The organism is Thiocapsa rosea (assembly GCF_003634315.1).
In the GTDB taxonomy this organism is placed as follows: domain Bacteria; phylum Pseudomonadota; class Gammaproteobacteria; order Chromatiales; family Chromatiaceae; genus Thiocapsa; species Thiocapsa rosea.
Genome location: NZ_RBXL01000001.1, coordinates 5,344,364 through 5,366,464 on the forward strand (window position 1 = coordinate 5,344,364; position 22,101 = coordinate 5,366,464).

At 65.3% G+C, this 22,101-nt stretch carries 18 protein-coding genes and 1 pseudogene; 9 read left to right on the forward strand and 10 right to left on the reverse strand.

Annotation, left to right across the window (positions count from 1 at the left end; genetic code table 11):
* The first annotated feature begins 114 nt into the window (after positions 1-114).
* Complete coding sequence (locus BDD21_RS23820; protein ID WP_120799287.1) at positions 115-348, forward strand: type II toxin-antitoxin system Phd/YefM family antitoxin; 234 nt, start codon at positions 115-117, stop codon at positions 346-348.
* Positions 349-353: 5 nt separating this feature from the next.
* On the forward strand, positions 354-740 hold the full coding sequence (locus BDD21_RS23825) for a type II toxin-antitoxin system VapC family toxin (protein WP_120800104.1): 387 nt from the start codon (positions 354-356) through the stop codon (positions 738-740).
* Positions 741-780: 40 nt separating this feature from the next.
* Here the strand turns inward: BDD21_RS23825 and BDD21_RS23830 are convergent, their stop codons facing one another.
* Entirely contained in the window at positions 781-1,881 is a 1,101-nt protein-coding gene (locus BDD21_RS23830; RefSeq protein WP_120799288.1) for an NADH:flavin oxidoreductase/NADH oxidase, read from the reverse strand.
* A gap of 59 nt (positions 1,882-1,940) precedes the next feature.
* Positions 1,941-2,450 carry a GNAT family N-acetyltransferase gene (locus BDD21_RS23835; RefSeq protein ID WP_120799289.1) on the reverse strand — a complete coding sequence of 170 codons (510 nt, stop codon included), beginning with the start codon at positions 2,448-2,450 and terminating at the stop codon, positions 1,941-1,943.
* A gap of 171 nt (positions 2,451-2,621) precedes the next feature.
* Here BDD21_RS23835 and BDD21_RS23840 point away from each other — a divergent pair, with 171 nt between their 5' ends.
* Positions 2,622-3,548 (forward strand): cation diffusion facilitator family transporter, encoded by a 927-nt coding sequence (locus BDD21_RS23840; protein WP_120799290.1) that lies wholly within the window; start codon positions 2,622-2,624, stop codon positions 3,546-3,548.
* 225 nt (positions 3,549-3,773) lie between these two features.
* On the opposite strand, the gene BDD21_RS23845 is transcribed toward BDD21_RS23840, so the two are convergent.
* Positions 3,774-4,973 (reverse strand): Bcr/CflA family multidrug efflux MFS transporter, encoded by a 1,200-nt coding sequence (locus tag BDD21_RS23845; RefSeq protein ID WP_120799291.1) that lies wholly within the window; start codon positions 4,971-4,973, stop codon positions 3,774-3,776.
* A 301-nt stretch (positions 4,974-5,274) separates the two neighbouring features.
* On the opposite strand from BDD21_RS23845, the gene BDD21_RS23850 reads away from it, so the two are divergent.
* The gene (locus tag BDD21_RS23850) at positions 5,275-5,553 is read left to right on the forward strand and encodes a type II toxin-antitoxin system TacA family antitoxin (protein ID WP_120799292.1); all 279 of its coding nucleotides are present in this window, start codon (positions 5,275-5,277) and stop codon (positions 5,551-5,553) included.
* A gap of 122 nt (positions 5,554-5,675) precedes the next feature.
* Positions 5,676-5,909: pseudogene (locus BDD21_RS28875) on the forward strand (GNAT family N-acetyltransferase); the annotation flags it as partial.
* Between the two features lie 10 nt (positions 5,910-5,919).
* On the opposite strand, the gene putA reads toward BDD21_RS28875, so the two are convergent.
* From putA to BDD21_RS23870, 3 genes are all read right to left on the reverse strand, one after another.
* Entirely contained in the window at positions 5,920-9,819 is a 3,900-nt protein-coding gene (gene putA / locus BDD21_RS23860; RefSeq protein ID WP_120799293.1) for a bifunctional proline dehydrogenase/L-glutamate gamma-semialdehyde dehydrogenase PutA, read from the reverse strand.
* 9 nt (positions 9,820-9,828) lie between these two features.
* On the reverse strand, positions 9,829-12,216 hold the full coding sequence (locus tag BDD21_RS23865; RefSeq protein WP_245969785.1) for an NADP-dependent malic enzyme: 2,388 nt from the start codon (positions 12,214-12,216) through the stop codon (positions 9,829-9,831).
* A 317-nt stretch (positions 12,217-12,533) separates the two neighbouring features.
* Positions 12,534-12,968: a DUF29 domain-containing protein gene (locus BDD21_RS23870; RefSeq protein ID WP_120799294.1), complete on the reverse strand. Its 435-nt coding sequence runs from the start codon at positions 12,966-12,968 to the stop codon at positions 12,534-12,536.
* Between the two features lie 225 nt (positions 12,969-13,193).
* Here BDD21_RS23870 and BDD21_RS23875 point away from each other — a divergent pair, with 225 nt between their 5' ends.
* Entirely contained in the window at positions 13,194-13,949 is a 756-nt protein-coding gene (locus BDD21_RS23875; protein ID WP_170164882.1) for a phosphate-starvation-inducible PsiE family protein, read from the forward strand.
* On the opposite strand, the gene BDD21_RS23880 is transcribed toward BDD21_RS23875, so the two are convergent.
* The gene (locus tag BDD21_RS23880) at positions 13,943-14,914 is read right to left on the reverse strand and encodes an NmrA/HSCARG family protein (RefSeq protein WP_120799296.1); all 972 of its coding nucleotides are present in this window, start codon (positions 14,912-14,914) and stop codon (positions 13,943-13,945) included. The genes BDD21_RS23875 and BDD21_RS23880 overlap by 7 nt on opposite strands.
* A gap of 238 nt (positions 14,915-15,152) precedes the next feature.
* On the opposite strand from BDD21_RS23880, the gene BDD21_RS23885 reads away from it, so the two are divergent.
* Together BDD21_RS23885 and BDD21_RS23890 are read left to right on the forward strand one after the other, a co-directional pair.
* Positions 15,153-16,577 carry a DUF6056 family protein gene (locus BDD21_RS23885; RefSeq protein ID WP_147431208.1) on the forward strand — a complete coding sequence of 475 codons (1,425 nt, stop codon included), beginning with the start codon at positions 15,153-15,155 and terminating at the stop codon, positions 16,575-16,577.
* A 229-nt stretch (positions 16,578-16,806) separates the two neighbouring features.
* Positions 16,807-17,046: an RND transporter gene (locus BDD21_RS23890; RefSeq protein ID WP_120799298.1), complete on the forward strand. Its 240-nt coding sequence runs from the start codon at positions 16,807-16,809 to the stop codon at positions 17,044-17,046.
* On the opposite strand, the gene BDD21_RS23895 is transcribed toward BDD21_RS23890, so the two are convergent.
* The 3 genes from BDD21_RS23895 to cmoA are packed head-to-tail and all read right to left on the reverse strand — an operon-like array spanning position 16,991 to position 19,340.
* On the reverse strand, positions 16,991-17,635 hold the full coding sequence (locus BDD21_RS23895) for a putative molybdenum carrier protein (RefSeq protein ID WP_120799299.1): 645 nt from the start codon (positions 17,633-17,635) through the stop codon (positions 16,991-16,993). The two genes, BDD21_RS23890 and BDD21_RS23895, sit on opposite strands and share 56 nt — an antisense overlap.
* On the reverse strand, positions 17,632-18,624 hold the full coding sequence (gene cmoB, locus BDD21_RS23900) for a tRNA 5-methoxyuridine(34)/uridine 5-oxyacetic acid(34) synthase CmoB (RefSeq protein ID WP_120799300.1): 993 nt from the start codon (positions 18,622-18,624) through the stop codon (positions 17,632-17,634). The genes BDD21_RS23895 and cmoB overlap by 4 nt, the downstream gene beginning before the upstream one ends.
* The gene (cmoA, locus tag BDD21_RS23905; RefSeq protein WP_170164883.1) at positions 18,615-19,340 is read right to left on the reverse strand and encodes a carboxy-S-adenosyl-L-methionine synthase CmoA; all 726 of its coding nucleotides are present in this window, start codon (positions 19,338-19,340) and stop codon (positions 18,615-18,617) included. The genes cmoB and cmoA overlap by 10 nt, the downstream gene beginning before the upstream one ends.
* A gap of 353 nt (positions 19,341-19,693) precedes the next feature.
* Here cmoA and ppk1 point away from each other — a divergent pair, with 353 nt between their 5' ends.
* Complete coding sequence (gene ppk1 / locus BDD21_RS23910; RefSeq protein WP_425470273.1) at positions 19,694-21,937, forward strand: polyphosphate kinase 1; 2,244 nt, start codon at positions 19,694-19,696, stop codon at positions 21,935-21,937.
* Positions 21,938-22,101 lie beyond the last annotated feature (164 nt).

Genomic DNA, 22,101 nt, shown 5'->3' on the forward strand with positions numbered 1-22,101 from the left:
GGCAAGAAGCGGCTCGGAACAAACCCGAGCCGGGGGCTGGAGGGAGTGCATTGCAGCCCGGAGTCCCCGCAGACTAGACTCGGTCACTAAACCTTAGCTAACGGAGGCACAGCGATGGCTCTCCAAGTCAACATCCACGAGGCGAAAACTCAACTCTCCAAGATCATTGCCCGGGCCTGTCGCGGAGAGGAGGTCGTGATCGCCAAGGCCGGTCAACCGCTGGTGCGGTTGACCCCGATCGAGCGACAGCCGAGCGGTCGGCGCTTCGGCGCGCTGCGCGGAAAGGCAAAGGTGGATGAACGATTCTTCGATCCACTGCCGGAGGAAGAGCTGCGCGCTTGGGAATGAGCAAGATGCGACTCCTGCTCGACACCCACGCCCTCCTGTGGTGGCTGGACGGCGATGTGCAGCTGTCGTTGCCGGCGCGCGAAGCCATCGCAAACCAACAAACCGTCGTCCTGGTCAGTGCTGCTTCGGCGTGGGAAATCGCCACCAAGGTGCGGATCGGTAAGCTGCCGGGAGCCATTCACGTCATCGAGCACCTTCCCGAGATCCTCGATTCCCAAGACTTCCTCCATCTTCCTGTCGGCGTCGACCACGCCCGGCGTGCCGGCCTGATGCCCGGCACACACCGGGACCCGTTTGACCGGATGCTGATTGCCCAGGCGCAGATCGAGGGGCTGACCCTGGTCAGCAACGAGATCCTGTTCGATACCTTCGGCGTTGCGCGATTGTGGTAGCTCGGTCAATTGCGGCCGATCGCTGCCCGCGACCCCGAAATCAGCTCCCACCCTCGTAACTCTGCAGCCAGTGCGCATAGGGCGCCGGGAGTATCCAAGCGGGACGCTCGACACCGAGTTTACGGGCAGCCTCGTAAGGCCAATGCGGGTTCGCCAGGTGCGCGCGCCCGATCATCACCAGATCCAATTGCTCGTTTGCCACGGCCCCTTGCGCGATCTCCGGGACGTCGAACCCCCAGGCGGACGCAACAGGCAAACCCGACTCGCGCCGCACCCGCTCGGCGATGGGCGCGAGGAAACCCGGCGCCCAAGGGATCCGGGCGGTCGGCGCGGAGAAACCGATGCTGACGTTCAGGAGATCGAGGCCATGGCTCTTGAGCTGCCGGGCCAGCTCGATCGACTCGGCCAGGGTCTCTTCATCCCGCCCGTCGTATTCGATCACGCCGAAACGCGCGGTCAGGGGGAGATTCTCGGGCCAGACCTCGCGCACGGCATCGAGGGTTTCCAGCAGGAAACGGCAACGGTTCTCCAGACTCCCGCCATAGGCATCGTCGCGCTGATTGGAATGCGTGGAGAAGAAGCTCTGGCCCAGATAGCCGTGCGCGAAATGCAGCTCGAGCCACCGGAACCCGGCGTCCCGCGCGCGCCGTGCCGCGGCCGTAAAGTCTGAACGCACCCGCGCGATGTCCTCCGGCGTCATCGCCTGCGGCACCTTCGGGAGATTCGCGCCGTAGGGGATCGCCGAGGGCGCGATGGGCTGCCAGCCGCGCGCGTCGCCCTCCGGGATATGGTCATCGCCTTCCCACGGGCGGTTCGCGCTCGCCTTGCGGCCGGCGTGACCGATCTGAATGCCCGGCACGGCGCCGGCCGCTTTGATGGCCTCGACGGCGGGCACGAGCGCCTGCGCCTGCTCATCGTTCCACAGACCCGTGCAGTTGGGCGTAATGCGCCCTTCCGGTGACACGGCGGTCGCCTCGACGATGACCAGACCGGCGCCGCCGCGTGCCAGACCGGCGAGATGCACCAGATGCCAGTCGTTGACGACTCCCTCGATCGCCGAGTATTGGCACATGGGCGGCACGGCGATGCGGTTACGCAGCGTCACGTCCTTCAAACTGAAGGGTTGGAACAGAGCGGACATGGTGACTCCCGGGTCAAGTGGTCGAGAACTCCGGACAGTCTCTCACGCTTCGCACATTCTCAAGCGCTCGACCCGAGGCGCTTCTCGATGAAGCGATATTGGACGGAGCACTCGCCCGCACTCCCGGCGCCGAAACCAAGTGCGCGATAGAGCGCCTCGGCACGTGGATTGTCCTCTCGCACCTCGAGCGTGAGCTTGCAGCAACCGCGACGCCTCGCCTCCGCCTCGATCGCCGCCAGCAGCGCGGTGGCGATACCCCGGCCTCGATGGCTCGGGAGTACGGCCAGATCGTGGATGTTGAGCAGCGGCCGGGCGCGGAAGGTCGAGAAACCCTGGAAGCAGATCGCCAGCCCGACAGCGTCTTCGCCGTCGCGGGCCAAAAGCACCAGATGATCCTGCACGCGCCGCAGGGCCGGCACCAGCCGTTGTGTGACGTCCTCCGGCAGGGACTCGCCGGCACCCATGGCGTCCCGGGCGTAGGCGTTCAGCAGGGTCACGACGGCGTGCGCGTCGTCGGATCGATCGAGATCGGCCGGCCGGATCGAACCTGAGAACCGCTGTTGATGCATCCTGATTCCCCTGTATCGCATCGGTGTCGACGTTGACTCAAACAGCCTGCCCTGCTCCGCGACGCTCGCCTATAATCGCCCGACCCCGGCGAACGCAACAGCCGGGACACCAACCAAATCCGCGACCCCGACGGCGCGGCGGGTGACCGACGACAATGGAGAAGAGTATCCGTGGCATCGATCGAGCGCGTCATGCGGTTGCGGAGCGAGCTGGAAGCGCGCTTGTTGTGGATCTCGTTGGGCGCAACCCTCGTGATCGCCGGGCTCGGCATCCTCTTCGGTCTCTTGGCCCGGTCGACCGCCATTCTCTTCGACGGAGTCTTCTCGTTCGTCGATGTCGCCGTCACCTGGTTGACCCTTGTCGTTGCGCGGTTGGTCGCCAGCCAAGGCGATCGCCGCTTCCAGTACGGCTTCTGGCATCTCGAGCCGATGGTCATCGCCTTGAAGGCATCGGTGCTCATCGTCTTGGTCGCCTACGCCTTCCTGAGTGCGGTGAACAGCATCCTCAAGGGCGGCTACGAGCCCGAATTCGGCACCGCGCTCCTGTACGCCGGTGCGGTCGCACTCATCTGCTACGGGATGTGGTGGTGGATGGGCCGCCAAGCCGAGCGGATCGACTCGGGGCTCGTGCGCTTGGATGTGAAGGCATGGCTGATGTCGGCCCTGATCACCACCGCGCTCTTGATTGCCTTCGGCGCGGCGCTGGCGATGAAAGGCACCGACGTGGAGGGTTTCATCCGCTACGTCGACCCCGTCGTGTTGGCCATCGTCGCACTCTTTCTCCTGCCATTGCCCTTCCGCGAAGCGCGCGAGTCATTCGGCGAGATCCTGATGATCAGCCCGCCCGACATGGATGCACACGTCCGTTCGGTCATGACGGATTTCGTCGCCCGTCACGGCTTTTCGGACTATCGCAGCTATCTCTCCAAGGCCGGCCGCGCCCGATTTATCGAGATCTCCGTCCTGGTCCCGCCCGACCTCAGTCTACCCGTGGCCCAGATCGACGCCCTGCGCGCCGAAATCGGCACCGCCATCGGCAGTGCCGGACCCGACCGATGGCTCACCATCGTCTTCACCGCCGACCCCGTCCACCTCTGACCCACCCCCAAAACCCCAACCAAAACGTAGGATGGGTAGAGCAAAGCGAAACCCATCCTCCCCGCCCCATCGTCTCAATTCCGGCCCGGTAGAGCAAAGCGAAACCCATCCTCCCCGCCCCATCGTCTCAATTCCGACCGGGCAGAGCGCAGCGAACCCCATTCTCTCCCGCATCACCCCCAACCGAAGCTCGCACACGCACCCCGACCCCATGAACCACCCCGCTCACCCAACCTCCGAACCATCACTCACAGACGAGCAGCACAGCAGCCAATAGCTCCCGCCCGCCGCCAAACCGCAGATCGCCATACCGAAGAGCATCGGCCTCGCATCCCCCGTATGCAGCAGGCTGACCAGCGATCCCATCACAGCACCGAGCCCGAAGCGCGACGCCCCGGAGAAGGCCGATGCCGTGCCCGCCATCCGTGCGAAGTGCGCCATAAACCCCGCCATGGAGTTGCCGAGCACCACCCCCGCCATCCCGAGATAGAGCAAGGTCGCGCCGACGATGGCCCACAGCGGCGGCGTCCCCCAGATGGCCAGCCCCAGCAGAATCAGCGCCGACACGACCTGCACTCCGAGACCCAAACGCAGCAGACGCTCCGCCCCCAACCGGACGACCAACCGGGCATTCTGGCCGGTCACCACCATCGCCAGGGCCACGTTCGCCCCGAAGAAGACCCCGAACCAACCTACCGGCACCCCGTGCAGCTCGATATAGACGAAGGGCGAGGTCACGATATAGGTCATCATGCCGCCGAAAGAGAAGGCCCCGGTCAGCAGATACCCCAGGCCGACCCGATGTCGAAGCAAGGTCAGATAATTGCGTAAGACCCGAGCCAGCTCGGGCGGGTGGCGATCCGCGTGCAGAAGGGTCTCCGGGATCAGCCGAAAGAAGAGCCCGCTCGCCGTCAAGCCCAGAAACAAGAGCGCGCCGAAGACCCAGTGCCACTCCAGATAGGACACGATGGCCCCGCCGATGGACGGTGCCAGCAGGGGTGCGAGCGCCGTTGTCAGCATCACCAGACTCATCACCCGCGCATAGTGATCGCGCTCGAAGAGATCCCGCACCAAGGCCGGCACCGTCACCGCCACCGCCGCGCCGCCAAGCCCCTGAACGGCGCGCCCCAACAGCAGTGTCTCCATCCGCTCGGACAAGACACACATCAGCGCCCCCACGCAAAAGAGCGCCAACCCACCACCGATGGTCGCCCGCCGTCCGAGCACGTCCGAGGCCGGTCCCAAAACCAATTGGGCCAGAGCAAAGACGCCCAGATACGCGGTCACGCTCAGCTGAGCCAGCTCGATCGTCGAGTCCAAGTCCTGCGCGATCGCGGGCAGGCTCGGCAGATACATGTCGATGGCAAAGGGCGTCAGGCCGGAGAGCAGACCAAGTGTGAGGAGCGTCGAGAGGCGAATCTGCATGGGCCCTCCGGGCCGCGCTGGGCCCGCAGGCCGCAGAGAAGAGGAAAAGTGGTTAAACCGCGCCCGGTGCGGTATGCGTAATTTGTTGGAATGGCTTAGCTGCGACAGCTTCAATGACTGTCGGAGCTGGCGCGGTTTAAAAAACGCTGCGTACGAACAGGCGAAACGCGATGCCTAACAAATGGGATCGTACGAGCAGAGCGAGCCACGGCCGGCTCCTTTTTCCCGCGGATCTCGTGCGGGTTTGATGAATGGAATTTTACGGCAATCTGCCGTACCTTAAGACAAAGAAGAACCTTCTATGCCATCAGCTACTTCGACCGCTCGCCTAGAGGCCCGAATCAGCACCGAGCTGCACGCCTTGCTCAAGCGTGCCGCGGAGATCCAGGGTCGCACCATGACCGACTTCGTGGTCTCGGCCGTCCAGGAGGCCGCCCAGCGCGCCATCGAGCAAGCCGAAGTCATCCGGCTGTCTCAGGCCGACTCGCAACGCTTTGCGGAGGCCCTATTGTCGCCGCCCCGGCCAACCCCTGCCTTGGAGCGTGCCTTTGAGCGCCGCCGTAGGCTGGTGGCCGAGTGAGCGGCGCGCCATTTCGCATCGTACCGCTTGAAACCGCGCATGACCGCACGACCTTTGAAAGCGGCTCTGCACCGCTGGACGGCTACTTCCGCCACCAGGTCACGCAGGATATTCGCCGCAGGGTGACCGCCTGCTTCGTCGCCGTTACCCATGAGACGCGCATAGCGGGGTACTACACCCTGGCCTCGGCGAGCATCCTGCTTGCCGACCTCCCGGCCGCCGCCAAAAAACTGCCGCGTTACCCCTCCGTGCCGGCCGTTCGCATGGGGCGTTTAGCGGTTCATCGGAGCTTCCACGGGCAGGGTCTCGGCGGCGTGCTTCTGGCCGACGCGCTCGAACGTACCGCCCGCTCGGAAATTGCCGCGTTCAGTCTAGTGGAGGACGCGAAGGACGAATCGGCGGCGGCCTTCTACCGCCCTCGTCCTCGGCGGCCGCAAGCAGCAAGGCATTCCCGCCCGAGGCGGTGGTGTCGCGGGACAGGGTCTTCTCGGTCAAGAATCGGCGCATCCAACCAGGGCTGCCGGCCGGCGGGATGCCGATGCCGGCGCCGACGTCGGCCCAGAGAATCAAGGGACGGATCGGTCCCTCGCTGCGGGCGAGTGCGGCGTCGAGCCGGGCGGCAAGGGCATCCGTCCCGTGAAACGCAAGCCCGTCCAGACGCGGGTCAGCGGCGAGGTCATCCAGGTCCGCATCCGTTCCCGGCGGGATCAGGGCAAACAACGCGATCGGCGCCCCGGCGTCGATGAAATGCTGCGCGGTCCGATCGGCATCCGATCCGACGGCGATGACGCGATTGCCGGTGACCAGGGCTGCGCCGATCTGAACGGCGAGCACGGCCGGATCCTCGGCGACGCAGGCGATCCGCCCGCGCGGTTCGAGAAGGAGCTGGTTCTCCTCGCCCGTCGGGCCCGCGAGTGTCAGCGGGGCGGCAAGCATGGCACGCGCCCGGGCCGCGAGGGCGATGAGGGCCGGGCCGGCCGCACTTTCGACCCGCGTTGCCACCCGATCGAGAATCGTCGCACGCGTCTTGAGATCCGGCGGCAGGGCATCATCGGCTCGGCGCAAGGCTTCCTCCAGATCCCGGCGCGACAGACCCGTCAGCGGACCCGTCGGCGCCCGGGGCCCAGGGGTGCCGGCCTCCTGCAGGCGATCCGTTCGGCCGACCTCGGTGCCGCCCCGGCTCACATCGCCCAAGACGCAGGCGGCGGGTCTGGCGGCGACCAATCGCTCCAGATAATAGGGTCCACCCGCCTTGGGTCCGGTGCCCGAGAGCCCGCGCCCGCCGAAGGGCTGGATGCCGACCAGGGCGCCGATCTGGTTGCGATTGATATAGATGTTGCCGATTCGGGCGCGCGCCGCGATCCGGCGCCAGGTCGCGTCGATACGGGTATGCACACCGAGTGTGAGCCCGTAGCCCTTGGCATTGATGCTGTCGACTACCGCATCGAGCGCATCCGGGGCGAAGCGCACCACATGCAGGAGCGGCCCGAAGACCTCGCGCTCAAGCTGGCCGGCATGCTCCAGCTCGTAGGCCGCGGGGGCGACGAACCAGCCCTGTTCGGTCCCGGGGCCAGGCGCGACGCGTTGGATGAGTCGAGCCTCGCGCTCCATCCGTTGCGCGTGCGCCTCCAGCATCGCCGCCGCCGCGCCGTCGATCACCGGGCCGACGTCGGTGTCGAGCAGGCCCGGATCGCCCAGTCTGAGCTCGTCCATCGCCCCGGCGAGCATGTCGAGCGTGTGCTCGGCGATGTCCTCTTGGAGAAAGAGCAAACGCAGGGCCGAGCAACGCTGGCCCGCGCTGCGGAAGGCACCGGCCAGGACGTCGCGAATGACTTGCTCCGTCAGGGCGGTGCTGTCGACAATCATGGCGTTGATCCCGCCGGTCTCGGCGATCAGCACGCGGCGGCGGTCGGACTGGCCAGCGAGCTGCCGATTGATGGAATGCGCGACCTCGGTCGATCCGGTGAAGCAGACCCCGGCGATCCTCGGGTCGGCGACCAGCGCCGCCCCGACGCGGGCCCCCTCCCCCGGCAAGAGATGCAGGACGGCACCCGGCACACCGGCCCTATGCAGAAGCCTGACCGCACGCGCGGCGATCAACGGGGTCTGCTCGGCGGGTTTGGCCAGAACCGCGTTGCCCGCCACCAGGGCCGCACTCACCTGCCCGATGAAAATGGCGAGCGGGAAGTTCCAGGGGCTGATGCAGACAAAGACGCCGCCCTCGACTCTCGCGGCACGCCCGGACATCGATCCCTGCAACGCCGGCTCGGGACCGCCTCCGGCCCGCGCCCGGGCGGCGTAGTAACGACAGAAGTCGACCGCCTCGCGCACCTCGGCGAGGGCATCGGGCAGGGTCTTGCCGGCCTCGCGCACCGCCAGCGCCATGAAGGCAGGCAGATCGGCCTCCAGTGCGTCGGCCGCGCGTTCGAGACAGGTGGCGCGCTCCTCGAGGTCACGCGCCGCCCACGCGGGCGCGGCCTTCGCGGCAAGGTCGAGCGCCCGCTCGATCTCGGCCGGGTCGGCTTCGCGTACCCCGCCGATCTCGCGTGTGCGATCGGCGGGCGAGACCACCGGCCGCAATCCCGCCTCCGCAATCGTGCCGTCGATGATCGGGGCCGCGGTCCAGGGTCCGTCCGCGGCGCACATGGCATCGCGCAACAGCATCAGCTCGCCCGGCGAGGCGAGATCCAGACCTCGCGCGATCGTCCGCTCGGGCAGCAGGATCGCCCGAGGTAGCGGGATCCGCGGGTGCGGCTGGCCGGCGTGCGTGCGCATCTGCGCAACGGGGTCCCGCACGATCGCCTCGATCGGCAGGCGCTCGTCGCGAAGACGATTGACGAAAGAGCTGTTGGCCCCGTTCTCCAGCAGCCGGCGCACCAGATAGGGCAGGAGATCCTCATGGCGCCCGACCGGGGCATAGATGCGGCAACCGACCCCGAGATCACCGTCCTCGACGACCCTTTGATAGAGCGCCTCGCCCATGCCGTGCAGACGCTGAAACTCGAAACCGCGGGTCCTCCCGGCCAACTCGAGCACGGCCGCGATCGTGTGGGCGTTGTGGGTCGCGAACTGCGGGTAGAGCCGATCCGCGCGCGCGAGCAGCCGACGCGCGCAGGCGAGATAGGACACATCGGTGGCGGCCTTGCGGGTGAAGACCGGATAGCCCGACTGGCCACCCTCCTGCGCCCGCTTGATCTCGGTGTCCCAATAGGCACCCTTCACCAGTCGGACCATCAGTCGGCGCCGATGCCGTCCCGCAAGCGCGCCGAGCCAGTCAATCACCGCCGGGGCGCGCTTCTGATACGCCTGGACCGCGACCCCGAGGCCCCGCCAATCGCCGAGCGCGGGATCGCCCGCCAGGGCGGCGACGAGATCCAGCGAGAGATCGAGCCGATCGGCCTCCTCCGCGTCGATCGTCAGGCCGATGTCGAGCTCGGCCGCAGCCTGCGCCAATGCGAGCAGGCGCGGGAGAAGCTCGGCCATCACGCGCCCTCGCTGGGCGGCTTCGTAGCGCGGGTGCAGCGCCGAGAGCTTGACCGAGATCCCCGGTCCGGCCACCGGTCCGCGCCCTTTGGCGGCGGTGCCGATCGTGCGGATCGCGTCTCGGTAGGTCCCGAAGTAGCGCTCGGCATCCGCGGCGGTGCAGGCGGCCTCGCCGAGCATGTCGTAGGAATAGGTGTAGCCCTTGGCCTCGCCCGTCCGCGCCCGATCCAATGCCTCGTCGATGCTGGAGCCCATCACGAACTGCAGCGCCAAGTTCCGCATCGCTTGAGCAAGCGCCTCGCGCACCACCGGCTCGCCGAGCCGACCCACCAGTCGGCCGATCAAGGTCCCCGCGCTGTCGTCTTGCGTGCGACCGAGTTTCACCACACGCCCCGTCAGCATCAAGGCAAGCGTCGAGGCATTCACCAAGAGCGACTGCGACTGGCCGAGGTGGCGGTCCCAGTCGGCCGGGGCCAGCTTGTCCAGGATCAGGCGGTCCCGCGTGCCGGTGTCCGGGATGCGCAGAAGGGCCTCGGCGATACACATCAGCGTCACGCCTTCCGGCGTGGAGAGGCCGTACTCCTGAAGAAAGGCGTCGAGCCCGCCGAGCCGCCCGCCGCTCAGACGAACCGACTCCACGAGCCGACGGGCCGTCGTGTCGATCCGCTCCAAGGCGTCGGCAGCGAGGTCCAGATCCGCGAGACACGCCCGAACACAAGCCGCCTCGTCGGCGCGAGTCAGGGCGTCGATGGCCGCACGCACTGGAAGGCGGGCCGGATCCAAGGCGAACGCTTATCCCAAGACGCGCGGGGCACCCTCGATGGATGCGGCCGACGGACCCTCGGCCACCTGCACGTGACGGGAGTCCGGCAAATCACGCGCGGCGGCCGCGCTCGCCACAGCCAGGGTGGTCATGTTCAGGGTGCGTCGCACGGTGGCGGCGGGGGTAAGGATGCAGGCCGTCGCGGCCGCCCCCATCAGGATCGGACCCACGGTCACACCGCCGCTGGTGGTGGTCTTGAGCACGGTGTAGAGGATGTTGGCGGCATCGAGGTTCGGGCAGATCAGCAGGTTTGCCGAGCCGCCGAGGGTGGTCTCGGCCAGGTATCGGCTGCGGATGTCTTCTTCCAGCGCGGCATCGCCGTGCAATTCCCCGTCGCATTCGATCTCGGGGTGGCTGGCCACGAAGAGGTCACGCGCCAGACGCATCTTCTTGGCCGAAGCACGCTTGGATGAGCCGAAGCTCGAGTGCGACAGAAAGGCCACCTTCGGCGGCAGGCCGAAGCGTTGAATTTCCTGCACGGCCATCCAGGCGATCTCGGCGAGCTGTTCCGCGCCGGGGTCTTCGTTCACGTAGGTATCGGCAATGAAGAGCGGCCCGCCGCGCTCCGTCATCAGCGCATTGAGGGCCGCGTAATTGCTCACGCCGGGCTGCAGGCCGATGATGCTGTGGATGCGCTCGAGATGGGTCTCGTAGCTGCCGGCAAGGCCGCAGATCATGGCGTCGGCGTCGCCCAGGGCGACCATCAGCGAGGCAATGATGGTGTTGGAGCGACGCACCGCCGCCGCGGCCACCTCGGGCGTGACGCCGTTGCGGCCCATGAGTCGTTGGTAATGTTCCCGGTACTGGTTGAGACGCGGATCTTGCTCGGGGTTGACGTTCTCGACATCGTCCCCGAGACGCATGCGCAAGCCGGCCTTCTCGATGTGGGCCTGGATCACGGCAGGACGTCCGATCAGGATGGGCCGAGCCAGGCGATCGTCGAGCGCGATCTGGGCGGCCCGCAGGGCGCGCTCGTCCTCGCCGTCGGCAAAGGCCACGCGCTTCCGCGTATCGGGCAAGGCCCTGGCGGCATTGATGACCGGACGCATCAGGATGCCGGTTTGGGAGACGAAGAGCATCAGGCTCTCTCGGTAAGCCTGCATGTCGGGAATGGGGCGCATGGCCACCCCCGAGTCGGCCGCGGCTTGAGCCACGGCGGGCGCAATGCGCAGGATCAGACGCGTGTCGAAGGGCTTGGGGATCAGATAATCGGGGCCGAAGACCAGGTCCTGACCGGCGTATGCCGTCGCCACCTCGGCACTGCTCTCGCTCTTGGCCAGATCGGCGATCTCGCGAACACAGGCGAGCTTCATCTCCTCCGTGATCTTGGTGGCGCCGCTGTCGAGTGCACCCCGAAAGATATAGGGGAAGCACAGGACATTGTTGACCTGATTGGGGTAGTCAGAGCGTCCGGTGGCGATGATGCAATCGGGCCGCGCGAGCTTGGCCAGCTCCGGACGGATCTCCGGCTCGGGGTTGGCCAGGGCCAGAATGATGGGCCGATCGGCCATGGTCTTGACCATCTCCACGGTCAGCACGCCGGGTGCGGAGCAACCCAAAAAGACATCGGCGCCGTCGACCACATCGGCCAGGGTGCGCGCGTCGGTCTGCTGCGCATAGCGGGCCTTGGAGGCGTCGAACCCGCCGGGACGGCCCTCGTAGATCACGCCCTTGGAATCGACCATGAAGACATGCTCGCGCCGGATCCCCAGACCGACCATCACGTCGACGCAGGCGATCGCTGCCGCACCGGCACCCGAAACAGCCATCTTCACGGTATCGATGGTCTTGCCGACCAGTTCCAAGGCGTTCAGCAGCGCGGCGCCGGAGATGATGGCCGTGCCGTGCTGATCGTCATGGAACACCGGGATGTTCATACGCTCGCTGAGCTGGCGCTCGATGTAGAAGCATTCCGGGGCCTTGATGTCTTCCAGGTTGATGCCGCCCAGCGTCGGTTCGAGCGCGGCGATGATCTCCACCAGCTTGTCCGGATCACGCTCGGCCAGCTCGATGTCGAACACATCGATGCCCGCGAATTTCTTGAACAGACAACCCTTGCCCTCCATCACGGGTTTTGCAGCCAAGGGGCCGATGTCGCCCAAGCCGAGCACGGCCGTGCCGTTGGTCACCACCCCCACCAGATTTCCGCGCGAGGTGTACTCCGCCGCAAGCGCCGGGTCGGCCTGGATATCGAGACAGGGATAGGCGACACCCGGCGAGTAGGCCAGGGAGAGATCGCGCTGGTTCGACAGCGGCTTGGAGGGCGTGACGGCGATCTTGCCGCGAGTCGGGCTGCGGTGGTACTCCCGAGCGGCGTCGCGCAATGCCTGCTCGGCGGTGGACAGATTCGGTGTCATTGGAGTGCAAACGTTCCGTGGTTGATGATTGACGTTCGGCAGACAAGGTCATCAGGGGCGCCTGTGTCGGGGAATGCCTTGTTCACGAGATCGGACGCGTGGACAAGCGCCCATAAGGTGGACAATCGTCGTAAGCTGGACAAGCGTCGTAGGGTGGACTAGCGTAGCGCAGTCCACCAGCGCCGGTGCATGCCTCGGTGGACTTCGCTCGCGCTCGTCCACCCGACCGTTACTTGAACCGCGCCGGCTCCAACCGTCGTCAAGTCTGCCGGGGCCGATCCCATCCATAAACATCCTAATCCCGCGCTGGGCGCGGTTTAAGCCGGCAAGAAATCATCCGCGAGGATCTGCTCGATTGTCCACGGGCAGTCGTCCGGGAAAGCACCCATTCCCGTTTCGTTGATCGCGAGCGTGACTGCATCGGCCCAAATCGCCCCCTGCCGTTCGGCGTCGGCCAGTCTCGGCTTCAAGCTCGGCACCTGTTTGAGATGAAATGCCAGGGCCTTGCGTTGCTCCTTGATCGTTCGCCGCCAACTCGTGCTTTGGCGCTCGGGCTGGTACTGCCATTTGATGAGATGCGCCATCAGCACAGCCATGCGGCTCGCCAGCTCGCGTTGTTCGCTCTTGCCCACGTCTTCGATTTCCTCGGCGATGTGTTCCAGATCCAGCTGATCCAACCGACCCGCGCGGATCAGGCGCGCTTGCTCGTTCGCCCAGGCAACAACGTCTGCGTCATAGTTGATGGTCGTCATCGTGCGCTCCACTCCAACCCGTGTGTCCCAGTATAAACGAGGCATCCACCCGGCCTCGCACACACCCTCTGCACTCACGGGTATCGCGGCGGATCGCGCCTGGCGATAGCGTTCGGGAAGGGATTCTGCCGAACCCATGGCCGGAAACCAGGACGGGATCTACTCGCCGATAACCTGATCGCCTATCCTTGCGTGCTCGGTAGATGCCTCGGAGAGATGCACGGCATGGACAGAAACCGATTCGACATCCAATTCAGTGGAGACCTCGTTCCCGGGACCGACGTGCTCGCGGCTCGGCAGCGGATCCAGCACACGTTCAACCTCTCCGACGCGGCTGTCGGTCACCTCTTCGGCGGCACGCCGGTCACGGTCAGGCGGGGTGTCGACAGCGAGACCGCGGCGCGCTACCAGAGCGCCTTCCGTGAAGCCGGCGCGCTGATTCGGATCGTCCCTGCCTCGAACGAACGTGCGCCGGCTCCTCTCTCCCTCGATCCGTTCGGGTGGTCGGGACAGGGTGCGAACCGGAATCAGACCCGGACTCGGCCGAAATCCATGTTCGACCGGTTGTTTCACCATTTCGAGAAGGCGCTGGCCGCGGTCCTGCTGGTGTTGATCTCGGTTGTCGCCGTGATCGCCGTCATCGAGCTTTGCTTCGTACTATACAAAGACATCGTCAGCCAGAAGGGTCTGTTTCTTCTGGACTTAAACGAGCTGTTTGAAGTCTTCGGCATGTTCCTGATGGTGTTGATCGCGATCGAGCTGATGGCGAGCGTCTACATGTACATGATGGACAAGTCCGTCCACGTCGAGATCATGCTGTTGATCGCCATCACCGCGCTGACCCGCAAGGTGGTCGTCTTGGATCTGGAAAGCAAAGGTGATCCGGCCATGTACATGTTCGGTCTGGCTGCGCTCCTGGGCACGCTGATCGGGGGTTACTACCTCGTCAAACGGCTCACCGGTCCCGGCGACGGTCATTGATCCGGCGACGGCTCGCCGCCCCGCGGGATGCGATCCTTGTTGATCTCCAACCACTTTCGGAACGACTTCAATGCGGGATTCAGTGCGCGGGCGACTGCCGGATCGCGCGCACCGCAAAAATCGGCTTCGAAGTCGCACTTGAACTGGAACATGTTTCCCAGGTCTTCCGCGCCGGGAAAACCCAAGCCGCGGTAGACCTCCGGCGGGATGGCTCGATAGTCCACCGCCTCCCCGAACGCGTCGGCGAGGGCGGCAGCCATCTGCTCGCCGGTCAGGTGCTCGCCTGCGATACCGACCGTCTGACCGATGTACTTCTCGCCCTGCTTGAAGATGCCGTACGCGCACCGCCCGATGTCGTCGGCGGCAATGCCCGGCAGCTTCTTGTCGTCCATCGGCAGCGTGAAGACGAGACGACCGTCGGCCTCGCGCCGTGGCCCCATGCCGAAGTGGATGAGGTTGTCCCAGTAGAAGGAGGTCAGCAGGAAGGTCGTCGGCACGCCCAGCTCGGTGAAGATGCGGTTGGAGTCGCCCTTGGCATCGAAGTGCGGGACCTTGTAGTGCTCCATGAGGGTCGGCATCCGCGCGTCCTCGAGCGGCACCCACAGGCGGGTGTCCTCGAGGGTCGACCAGATGGCGTGGCGCAGACCGGCGGCCTTCGCTGCAGCGGCCATGTTCCGGGCCTCGTCCTTCTCTTTCGCGGGAGAAAAATGCTCCCAGAAGAAGGTGACGAAATAGGCCCCGTAGGCCCCGTCCAGGGCGCGGCGTACGCTGGCCTCGTCGTCGAGATCGGCCGCGACGACCTGCGCGCCCATCTCGGTCAACGCTTGGGCCTTGTCCGAGTCGACATGACGCGTCACGGCACGCACGGCAAAACCCCCGTCCGGGTCGTCGAGAATGGCGCGTGCCAAACCGCCGCCCTGTGCCCCCGTCGCGCCGAAAACGGCAATCATCTTTGCGTTGCTCATGATCGTGACCTCGAAGAATCGACAAGAGCCGTGGCGGCCGGAGCACACCGGGCTCGGGTGTTTTGCGACCCGACGAGTATACTGCGGCGCCGGCATCTTGCCGGAACCTCATCCGTACACTCAGACGCCGGTATTCCTCCTTGCCCAGCCCGCCGAGAACCCACGACACCGAACGCTCCGTTTGTTGCGTCGGCCCGATCCGCAGTCATCGGCTCGGCGACCGTTCGGCGGTCGCGCTTTGAGCGCGCCATCCGATGTTCAGGCCCGACGGGTCGGGATCGGCGTCGTCCTCGCCTGTCTCGCACTGCTGTCCCTGTTGCTTGCCCTGGGGCTTTACGCCCATCCGACAAGCGACGATTTCGATTATGCCTATGTCGCCCGCGAGCATGGCGTCCTTGGCGGGGTCATCCATTTCTATCAGAACTGGAGCGGTCGCTATGGGAGCGCGGCCATCACGCTCGCATTCGGCCGCTGGGTCGATCTCGCGCAGTCCTATTGGACGGTCACTGCCGCGAGCCTCTTGACCCTCTATGCGGCCTTTCTCTACGCAGTTCGCGCACTCTGTCGGCTGGTCGGGATCGGCCGTCCACTCATGCTCGGTCATCTTGCCTTCCTGTTCTACGTGCTGTTCATCCCGAGACTCGACACTGCCTTTTACTGGCTGGCCGGGGCCGCAACCTACCAAGCGGGCAACGCCTTGTTTCTCGTCTTCGTCGGGGTCTGGGCCGATTACTTCGGCGGTCCGTCGACGCAGACCCGCGATCTGCGTTTCGGCCTGATCTTGGCCGCACTCGCGGCGCTGATCGCCGGGATGAACGAGACGATCATGTTGGTGACGGCAGGGTTATCGGCATTGATGGCCATGGTCGTACTGCGTCTGCGAGGGCCTCGGGTCGGGGTGTGGCTGCCTGCGTTGATCGTCATCTCCGTGCTGGGCGCGATCGCCGCATTCGCTCCCGGCCATGAGGTGCGCATGGAGATTATCGGCGAGGTCGGTAACGAATCCCCGGGGCGCAGCCTGCTGATCTCGGTGTCCCACGCGCTCGTAACCGCGCTGAAGCTGGTCTTGTTTGCCCTGGTCTTTCTTCAGATCGGAAGCGTTCGTACGCTCCTTGCCGAGGGTCTCGCGCGCTTCGACGGCATCCTCGGGCGTCTCTCCGCAACGGACCGGATCCTGCTCACACTGGCGTTTATCGGGTTGCTCGTCCTGCTCTTCTTCCCGGCTGCCTGGGCGAAAGGGGCGGAGGCGCCCGGACGGGTGCAGAGCATCAGCGTCTTGCTCGGCACGCTGGTCCTGATTCCGACGATGGCGGCGCTGCGATCGGCGTTCGGAGATCGCCTTTACCCGAACAGGATGTCGATTCGCCGCCTGGTCTCGGCCGTCAGTCTGACCGCGCTGCTCGCGGTCTCCAATGTCCCCAAGATCGCGCGCGACATCCCGCGGCTGCAGACGTTTCATGCCGAGAAGCTCGCCCGCTACGCGCTGATCCATGAGGCGCAAGCGCGCGGACTCACTGCGCTGGGTCTTCCGCCTCTGCGCACGCGCATGAAGGTGCTGTATTCGGAGGAGCTCAAACCCTACGAGCGCCGCGAGGAGAATCGACTCTTCGGGAGCTACTTCGGCTGGCATCATCCGATCTGGGCAGAGGACGCGCCACGATAGGAGACGAATCAAAAGCAAGGCGAACGCCTTCATTCACTGGCTGGGGTGAGCTTACGCATCCTGCTTGCGAACCATTAGAGCTGGCCGGTAGGGTGGACGAGCGAGAGCGAAGTCCACCGAACCCCGCGCCGACGCTGGTGGACTGCGCTTCGCTTGTCCACCCTTGCGCTTGTCCATGACCCTACCGCATTTGTCTACCCGCCCTCCGGGCACACACAGGATTGATCCGATGCTGAGCTGGACCGACCGCTTTCCGCTTTACCTCTTTGTTGTCGCCGCCTTGACCCTGGGTCTATCACCCTTCTTCCCGGAGCCGCATCTTTGGGAAAAGCTCAAGATGCTGGCCGACGGAACCCTGGTGAAGCCGATCGACATTTTCGACCTGCTGCTGCATTTAACCCCTTGGGTCCTGCTTATCCTGAAACTGTCGCGTCTCCTGACGCGGCGACGGGACGCGGATCCTCGCTAAGCCGAGGCCAAACGCGAAAGACCGCCGCGAAGAGCCGCTGCGACTCCTCGCCGATCCCCGGCGCGCCGGATTCGCGGGGCCCGGCGCAGTTGAGGACCCGGACGTGGTTCGCGACCAGCCAGTCGGTGATCGCCCGAACATCGATCGGCGCCGCGAGGTCGCGCGCCAGCAGGGGTTTGCCGAGCCGGCGCGCCAGGTCCGCGGTCAGACGCGTGCCGCCGCTCAGGGGGCCGCGATGCAGGATCAGGGTCGCGTCGCTGTCGCGGACGTTCCACTCGGTACGTTCCGCGTAGTCTGCGCTCGGGGTCTCGCGAAGGGCATAGCGCTCCGGGATGGAACCGTCCTCGCCGCGACGCCCGCGCGGGCACCAGCCGCCGATCGGCAAACCCAGTGCGATGGCGGCATCCAGCGCCGCGCGATCGACCCCGGTCTGACCTCCCGAGACCACCCGAATGCCCGCCTCGGGCACCGGCATATCACCCCCCTCGACGGACCTGCGTGCCGCCAGGAGTTCCGCGTCCCGCCGGGCGAAGTAGAGATCCTCCTCCGCCTTTTCCTTGAGTTTGAGCTTATCGACGAATCCGGTCATGGGCTGGGCTCCGGTCGGTTCGCGATCAGGACGGCGCGCACGGGCGCCGGGTGTCCCTCGACAGTGCGGCTCGAATCGGCCGGATCCAGATGATCGTGCAACGACTGGAAGCGCATCCAATCGGTCGAGCGTTGTTCTTCCGGGCCGGTGCGGGTCACGTCGATCACCCGAATCCCGGTGAATCCGCAGCGACCGAACCAGATCGCGAGCGCATCCACGCTCGGAATAAACCAGACATTGCGCATGGCGGCATAGCGTCCCGGCGGGACCAGCAGGCGCTCGCCCTCGCCTTCCAGGACCAGTGTTTCCAGGACCAGCTCGCCGCCGGGGCGCAGCAGTCGATACAGGTCCATCAGATGGTCGATCGGGGAGCGCCGGTGGTAGAGCACGCCCATCGAGAAGACCGTATCGAAGCCGGTCAGATCGCCCCGCAGGTCCTCGATGCCGAGCGGTAGAACCGCGAGATCGTCGCGCACCAAATAGCGGTTGATCGCCAACCACTGCAGCACAAACAACAGCGTCGGATCGATCCCCAGAACGAGCCGGGCGCCGGCCCCGAGCATCCGCCAGCCGTGATAGCCGTTGCCGCATCCCACGTCGAGCACAAGCCGATCGGCGAGCGGCGCGATGGCTCCGGCCACGCGCTCCCATTTGAGATCCGAGCGCCACTCGGTGTCGATATGCACGCCCTGAATACAGAACGGACCTTTTCGCCAGGGGTGCAAGGCCATCAGCACCTCGGTCAGAGACCGCTCGAGATCGGCGTCGAGCGGCCGGGCACCTTCGATTCCGACACAGGGACGGTCCAGGCGGGGCCGACCGTTCGGTAGGTCCGGCAGCCGCGCCAACGCCGCTTCCCATGTCGGCAGATCCCCATGTGCCCGTCCACCCAGCCGGCGCGCGGTGCCTTCGGCCAGCGCATCGCGCCAGGCGCCCAAACCGGTCTGCGAGAGCCGATCGAGGAAGGGTTCGAAGGGCGTCAGGTCCATGCGACCCAGGCCACGAAGTTGAGATTCTGAAACCAGCGCACGGAGCCGGCGAAACCGGCATCCCGGAGACGCCGCTCATGGGTTTCAACGGTTTCCGGGACGAGTACGCGCTCGAGCGCGGCTCGCTTGCGGCTGATCGCAAGCTCACTGTAGCCGTTCGCACGCTTGAAGTCCTCGTGGAGGGTGCGCATCAGGCGTCCGCCCTGCGCATCCGGGATCTCGACCTTCTCGGCCAGCACCAGCATGCCGCCCGGGACCAGACCGGCACGCAGACGAGCCATAAGCGCGTCGCGCCGCTCGGGCGGGATGAACTGGAGCGTCAGATTCAAGACGATCAATCCGGCACCGCCGATCTCGACGGCTTCCAGATCGGCACAGAGCGGCACGAGTCGGTCGATCCCTGGAACACCGGCAAGCCGCGCACCCATGCCCTCGATCATCGCCTCCGAGGCATCGACGGCGATCACGGACACATCCGCCGGGGTCTGCAGCAGCAGCTCGCGGGTGACCGCCCCCATGGAGCACCCCAAGTCGTAACAGCGCGTTCCCGGCTGCACCACGCGCCGTGCGATGAGTCCGGTGAGGCCCACCAGCTCGGCATATCCCGGAACCGAACGACGCACCATATCCGGGAAGACCCGGGCGACATCGGCATCGAACTCGAACGGCTTGACCGGCGCGCTCGGTTGGTCGAAAAGGTCATCGGGCTCGTTCATCGTCAAACTTCGCATCCTCGATCACTGTTCTAAACCGCGCCCAGAGCGAGATGCTCGCTTTCGATTGAGCTCGACGTTTGGTGCATCCACGGCCCTTAGCGGGGGGCGCGGTTTAAAATTTTATCATTTTTAATATCTTAAACCGCGCCGTCTCCAGCGGTCGTCAAATCCGCCGGCGCCGATCCCATCCAAGAACATCGCATACCGCAGTGGGCGCGGTTTAATAGGCTTGCAGCGACACCCAAGGCAAGGCAGAGTCACGCCATGAAACCGCCATCGTCGACCGATGCGCGGTTGCTAGAATACCCGCCCCGCCCATTCAAATGCCGACCTGCCGTCCAAGGGAACGCAACATGATGAATAAAAACGAGATCCAACAAGCCATCGACGAGGATTCCGATTTCGTGCAGGACGTCGACCCGGCCCCGGGTGTTGCCCCGAGCATCCCGGACGAGATCGACTTAGGCGACCCGTCACTCTATCTGAATCGCGAGCTGACCTGGCTCGCGTTCAACCGTCGCGTCCTCAACGAGGCGAACGACAGCCGCACCCCGTTGCTCGAGCGGGTGAAGTTCCTGGCGATCGTCAGCAACAACCTCGATGAGTTCTTCATGAAACGCATCGGCGGGCTCAAGCAGCAGATCGCCGCCGGCGTGCATACCCCGAGCGTGGACGGCCGAACACCCTCGCAGCAGCTCAAGGAATGCCAGGCCGCGGTCCGCGAGTTTCAGACCGAGATGCAGCGAATCTACTCGATTCTGATCTCCGAACTCGCGCAACACGACATCCGCATCGTCCTGCATGACGATCTGCCGTCCGATGCACGCGAGCGGCTGCGCGACTATTTCCGCGCCAACATCTTTCCGATGCTCACCCCGTTGGCGATGGATCCGGCGCATCCCTTCCCCTTCATCTCCAATCTGACGCTGAACCTGCTCGTCACCCTGCGTTTCCCAGGCGGCAGCGAGGTCTATATGGCCCGTGTGAAGGTGCCGGTGAGCAAGGACGTCTCGCGGCGTCTGATCGCCATCGACGGCACCACCACCTTCGTCACCCTCGAAGACCTGATGGTGAAGAACCTCGACATGCTCTTCCCGGGCATGGAGATCGACTCCTGTGCCCTCTTCCGGATCACCCGCAACGCCATCGTCGAGCCGGATGCCGAGGCGGCGAACGATCTGCTGGAGATGATCGAAACCGAGCTGCGCGAGCGCCACTTCGCGCCCATCGTCCGTCTGGAGGTGCAGCCCGGCATGGAACGGATCCATCGCGGCATGCTCGCCGCGGAGCTGGGTCTGAACGAGGACGAGGACGTCTTCGAGGTCGAGGGCATGATGGCCCTGCGCGACCTCTTCGAGGTCGCCGGGATCGAGAAGCCCGAGCTGCACGACAAGACCCATCGCGCGGTCGACCATCCGCTCCTGGCCAATGATCGACGCAACATCTTCCACATCATCCGCGAGAACGGGCCGCTCCTGCTCCAGCACCCTTATCAGGCATTCAGCACCTCGGTCGAGCGTTTTCTGCGCACCGCAGCGGAAGACCCCAAGGTGCTCGCCATCAAGATGACGCTCTATCGCACCTCGGCCGGCCCGATCCTCGATTCGCTCATGCAGGCCGCACGCAACGGCAAACAGGTCGCGGTGCTGGTCGAGCTCAAGGCGCGCTTCGACGAGGCCGCCAACATCGTCTGGGCACGGCGTCTTGAGGCCGAAGGCATCCACGTCAACTACGGCGTGATGGGCCTCAAAACCCACAGCAAGCTCATCTTCGTCGTGCGGCGCGACTACTCGCAACTGCGCCGTTACTACCACATCGGCACCGGCAACTATCACTCCGGCACGGCCAAGCTTTATACGGATCTGGGCATGCTCGGCTGCGACGAGGATATCGGCCAGGACCTCACCGAGCTTTTTAATTATCTCACCGGCTATTCCCCGCCCCCGAGCTATCGCAAGATCCTCGCCGCGCCCTATACGCTCAAGCGCGGGATCATCGAGAAGATCAACCGCGAGATCGAGCATCACAAGCGTGACGGCGGCGGACTCATCCAGATGAAGATGAACGCGCTGGAAGACGCCGAGATCACGCGCGCGCTCTACAAGGCCAGCCGCGCCGGCGTGAAGGTCGACCTCATCATCCGCGACACCTGCCGCTACCGACCCGGACTGCCCGGGATCAGCGAGACCGGGCGCGTCGTCAGCATCGTCGGACGCTTCCTCGAGCACGCACGCATCATCTATTTCAAGAACGGCGGCGCCGAAGAGTACTACATCGGCTCGGCCGACATGATGGGCCGTAACCTCGACAGCCGCGTCGAGGTCCACGCGCCGGTCGAGAACCCCGAGCTACGCCAAGAGTTGCGCCTCATCCTGGACGTGCAGTTCGCCGACACCCGTTCCGCCTGGGACATGGATTCGGACGGCAACTACACCCAACGCATCCCGGAAGACGAAAACGCCAAGGGTGCTCAGGAGACCCTGATCGGTGTCGCCGAGAAGCGTCTCGCCGCGGCGGCCAAGCACAAGGAAAAGAAGGTGCGCTCCAAGCTTCTGAGCCATTTCCAGTGGCGGTTGCGGGAGAAGAATCTCAAATAAACCGCGCCCGATGCGGTATGCGTCGTGTGTTGGATGGGATTGGCCGCGCCAGCTTCGACAACTGTCGGAGCTGGCACGATTGACGGCCGAACCACGTTTCCAAAAATGACTCTTTGCGGAAACCGACTCAACCCTAGTACCCCGTTCCACCCTATTTTGCATGC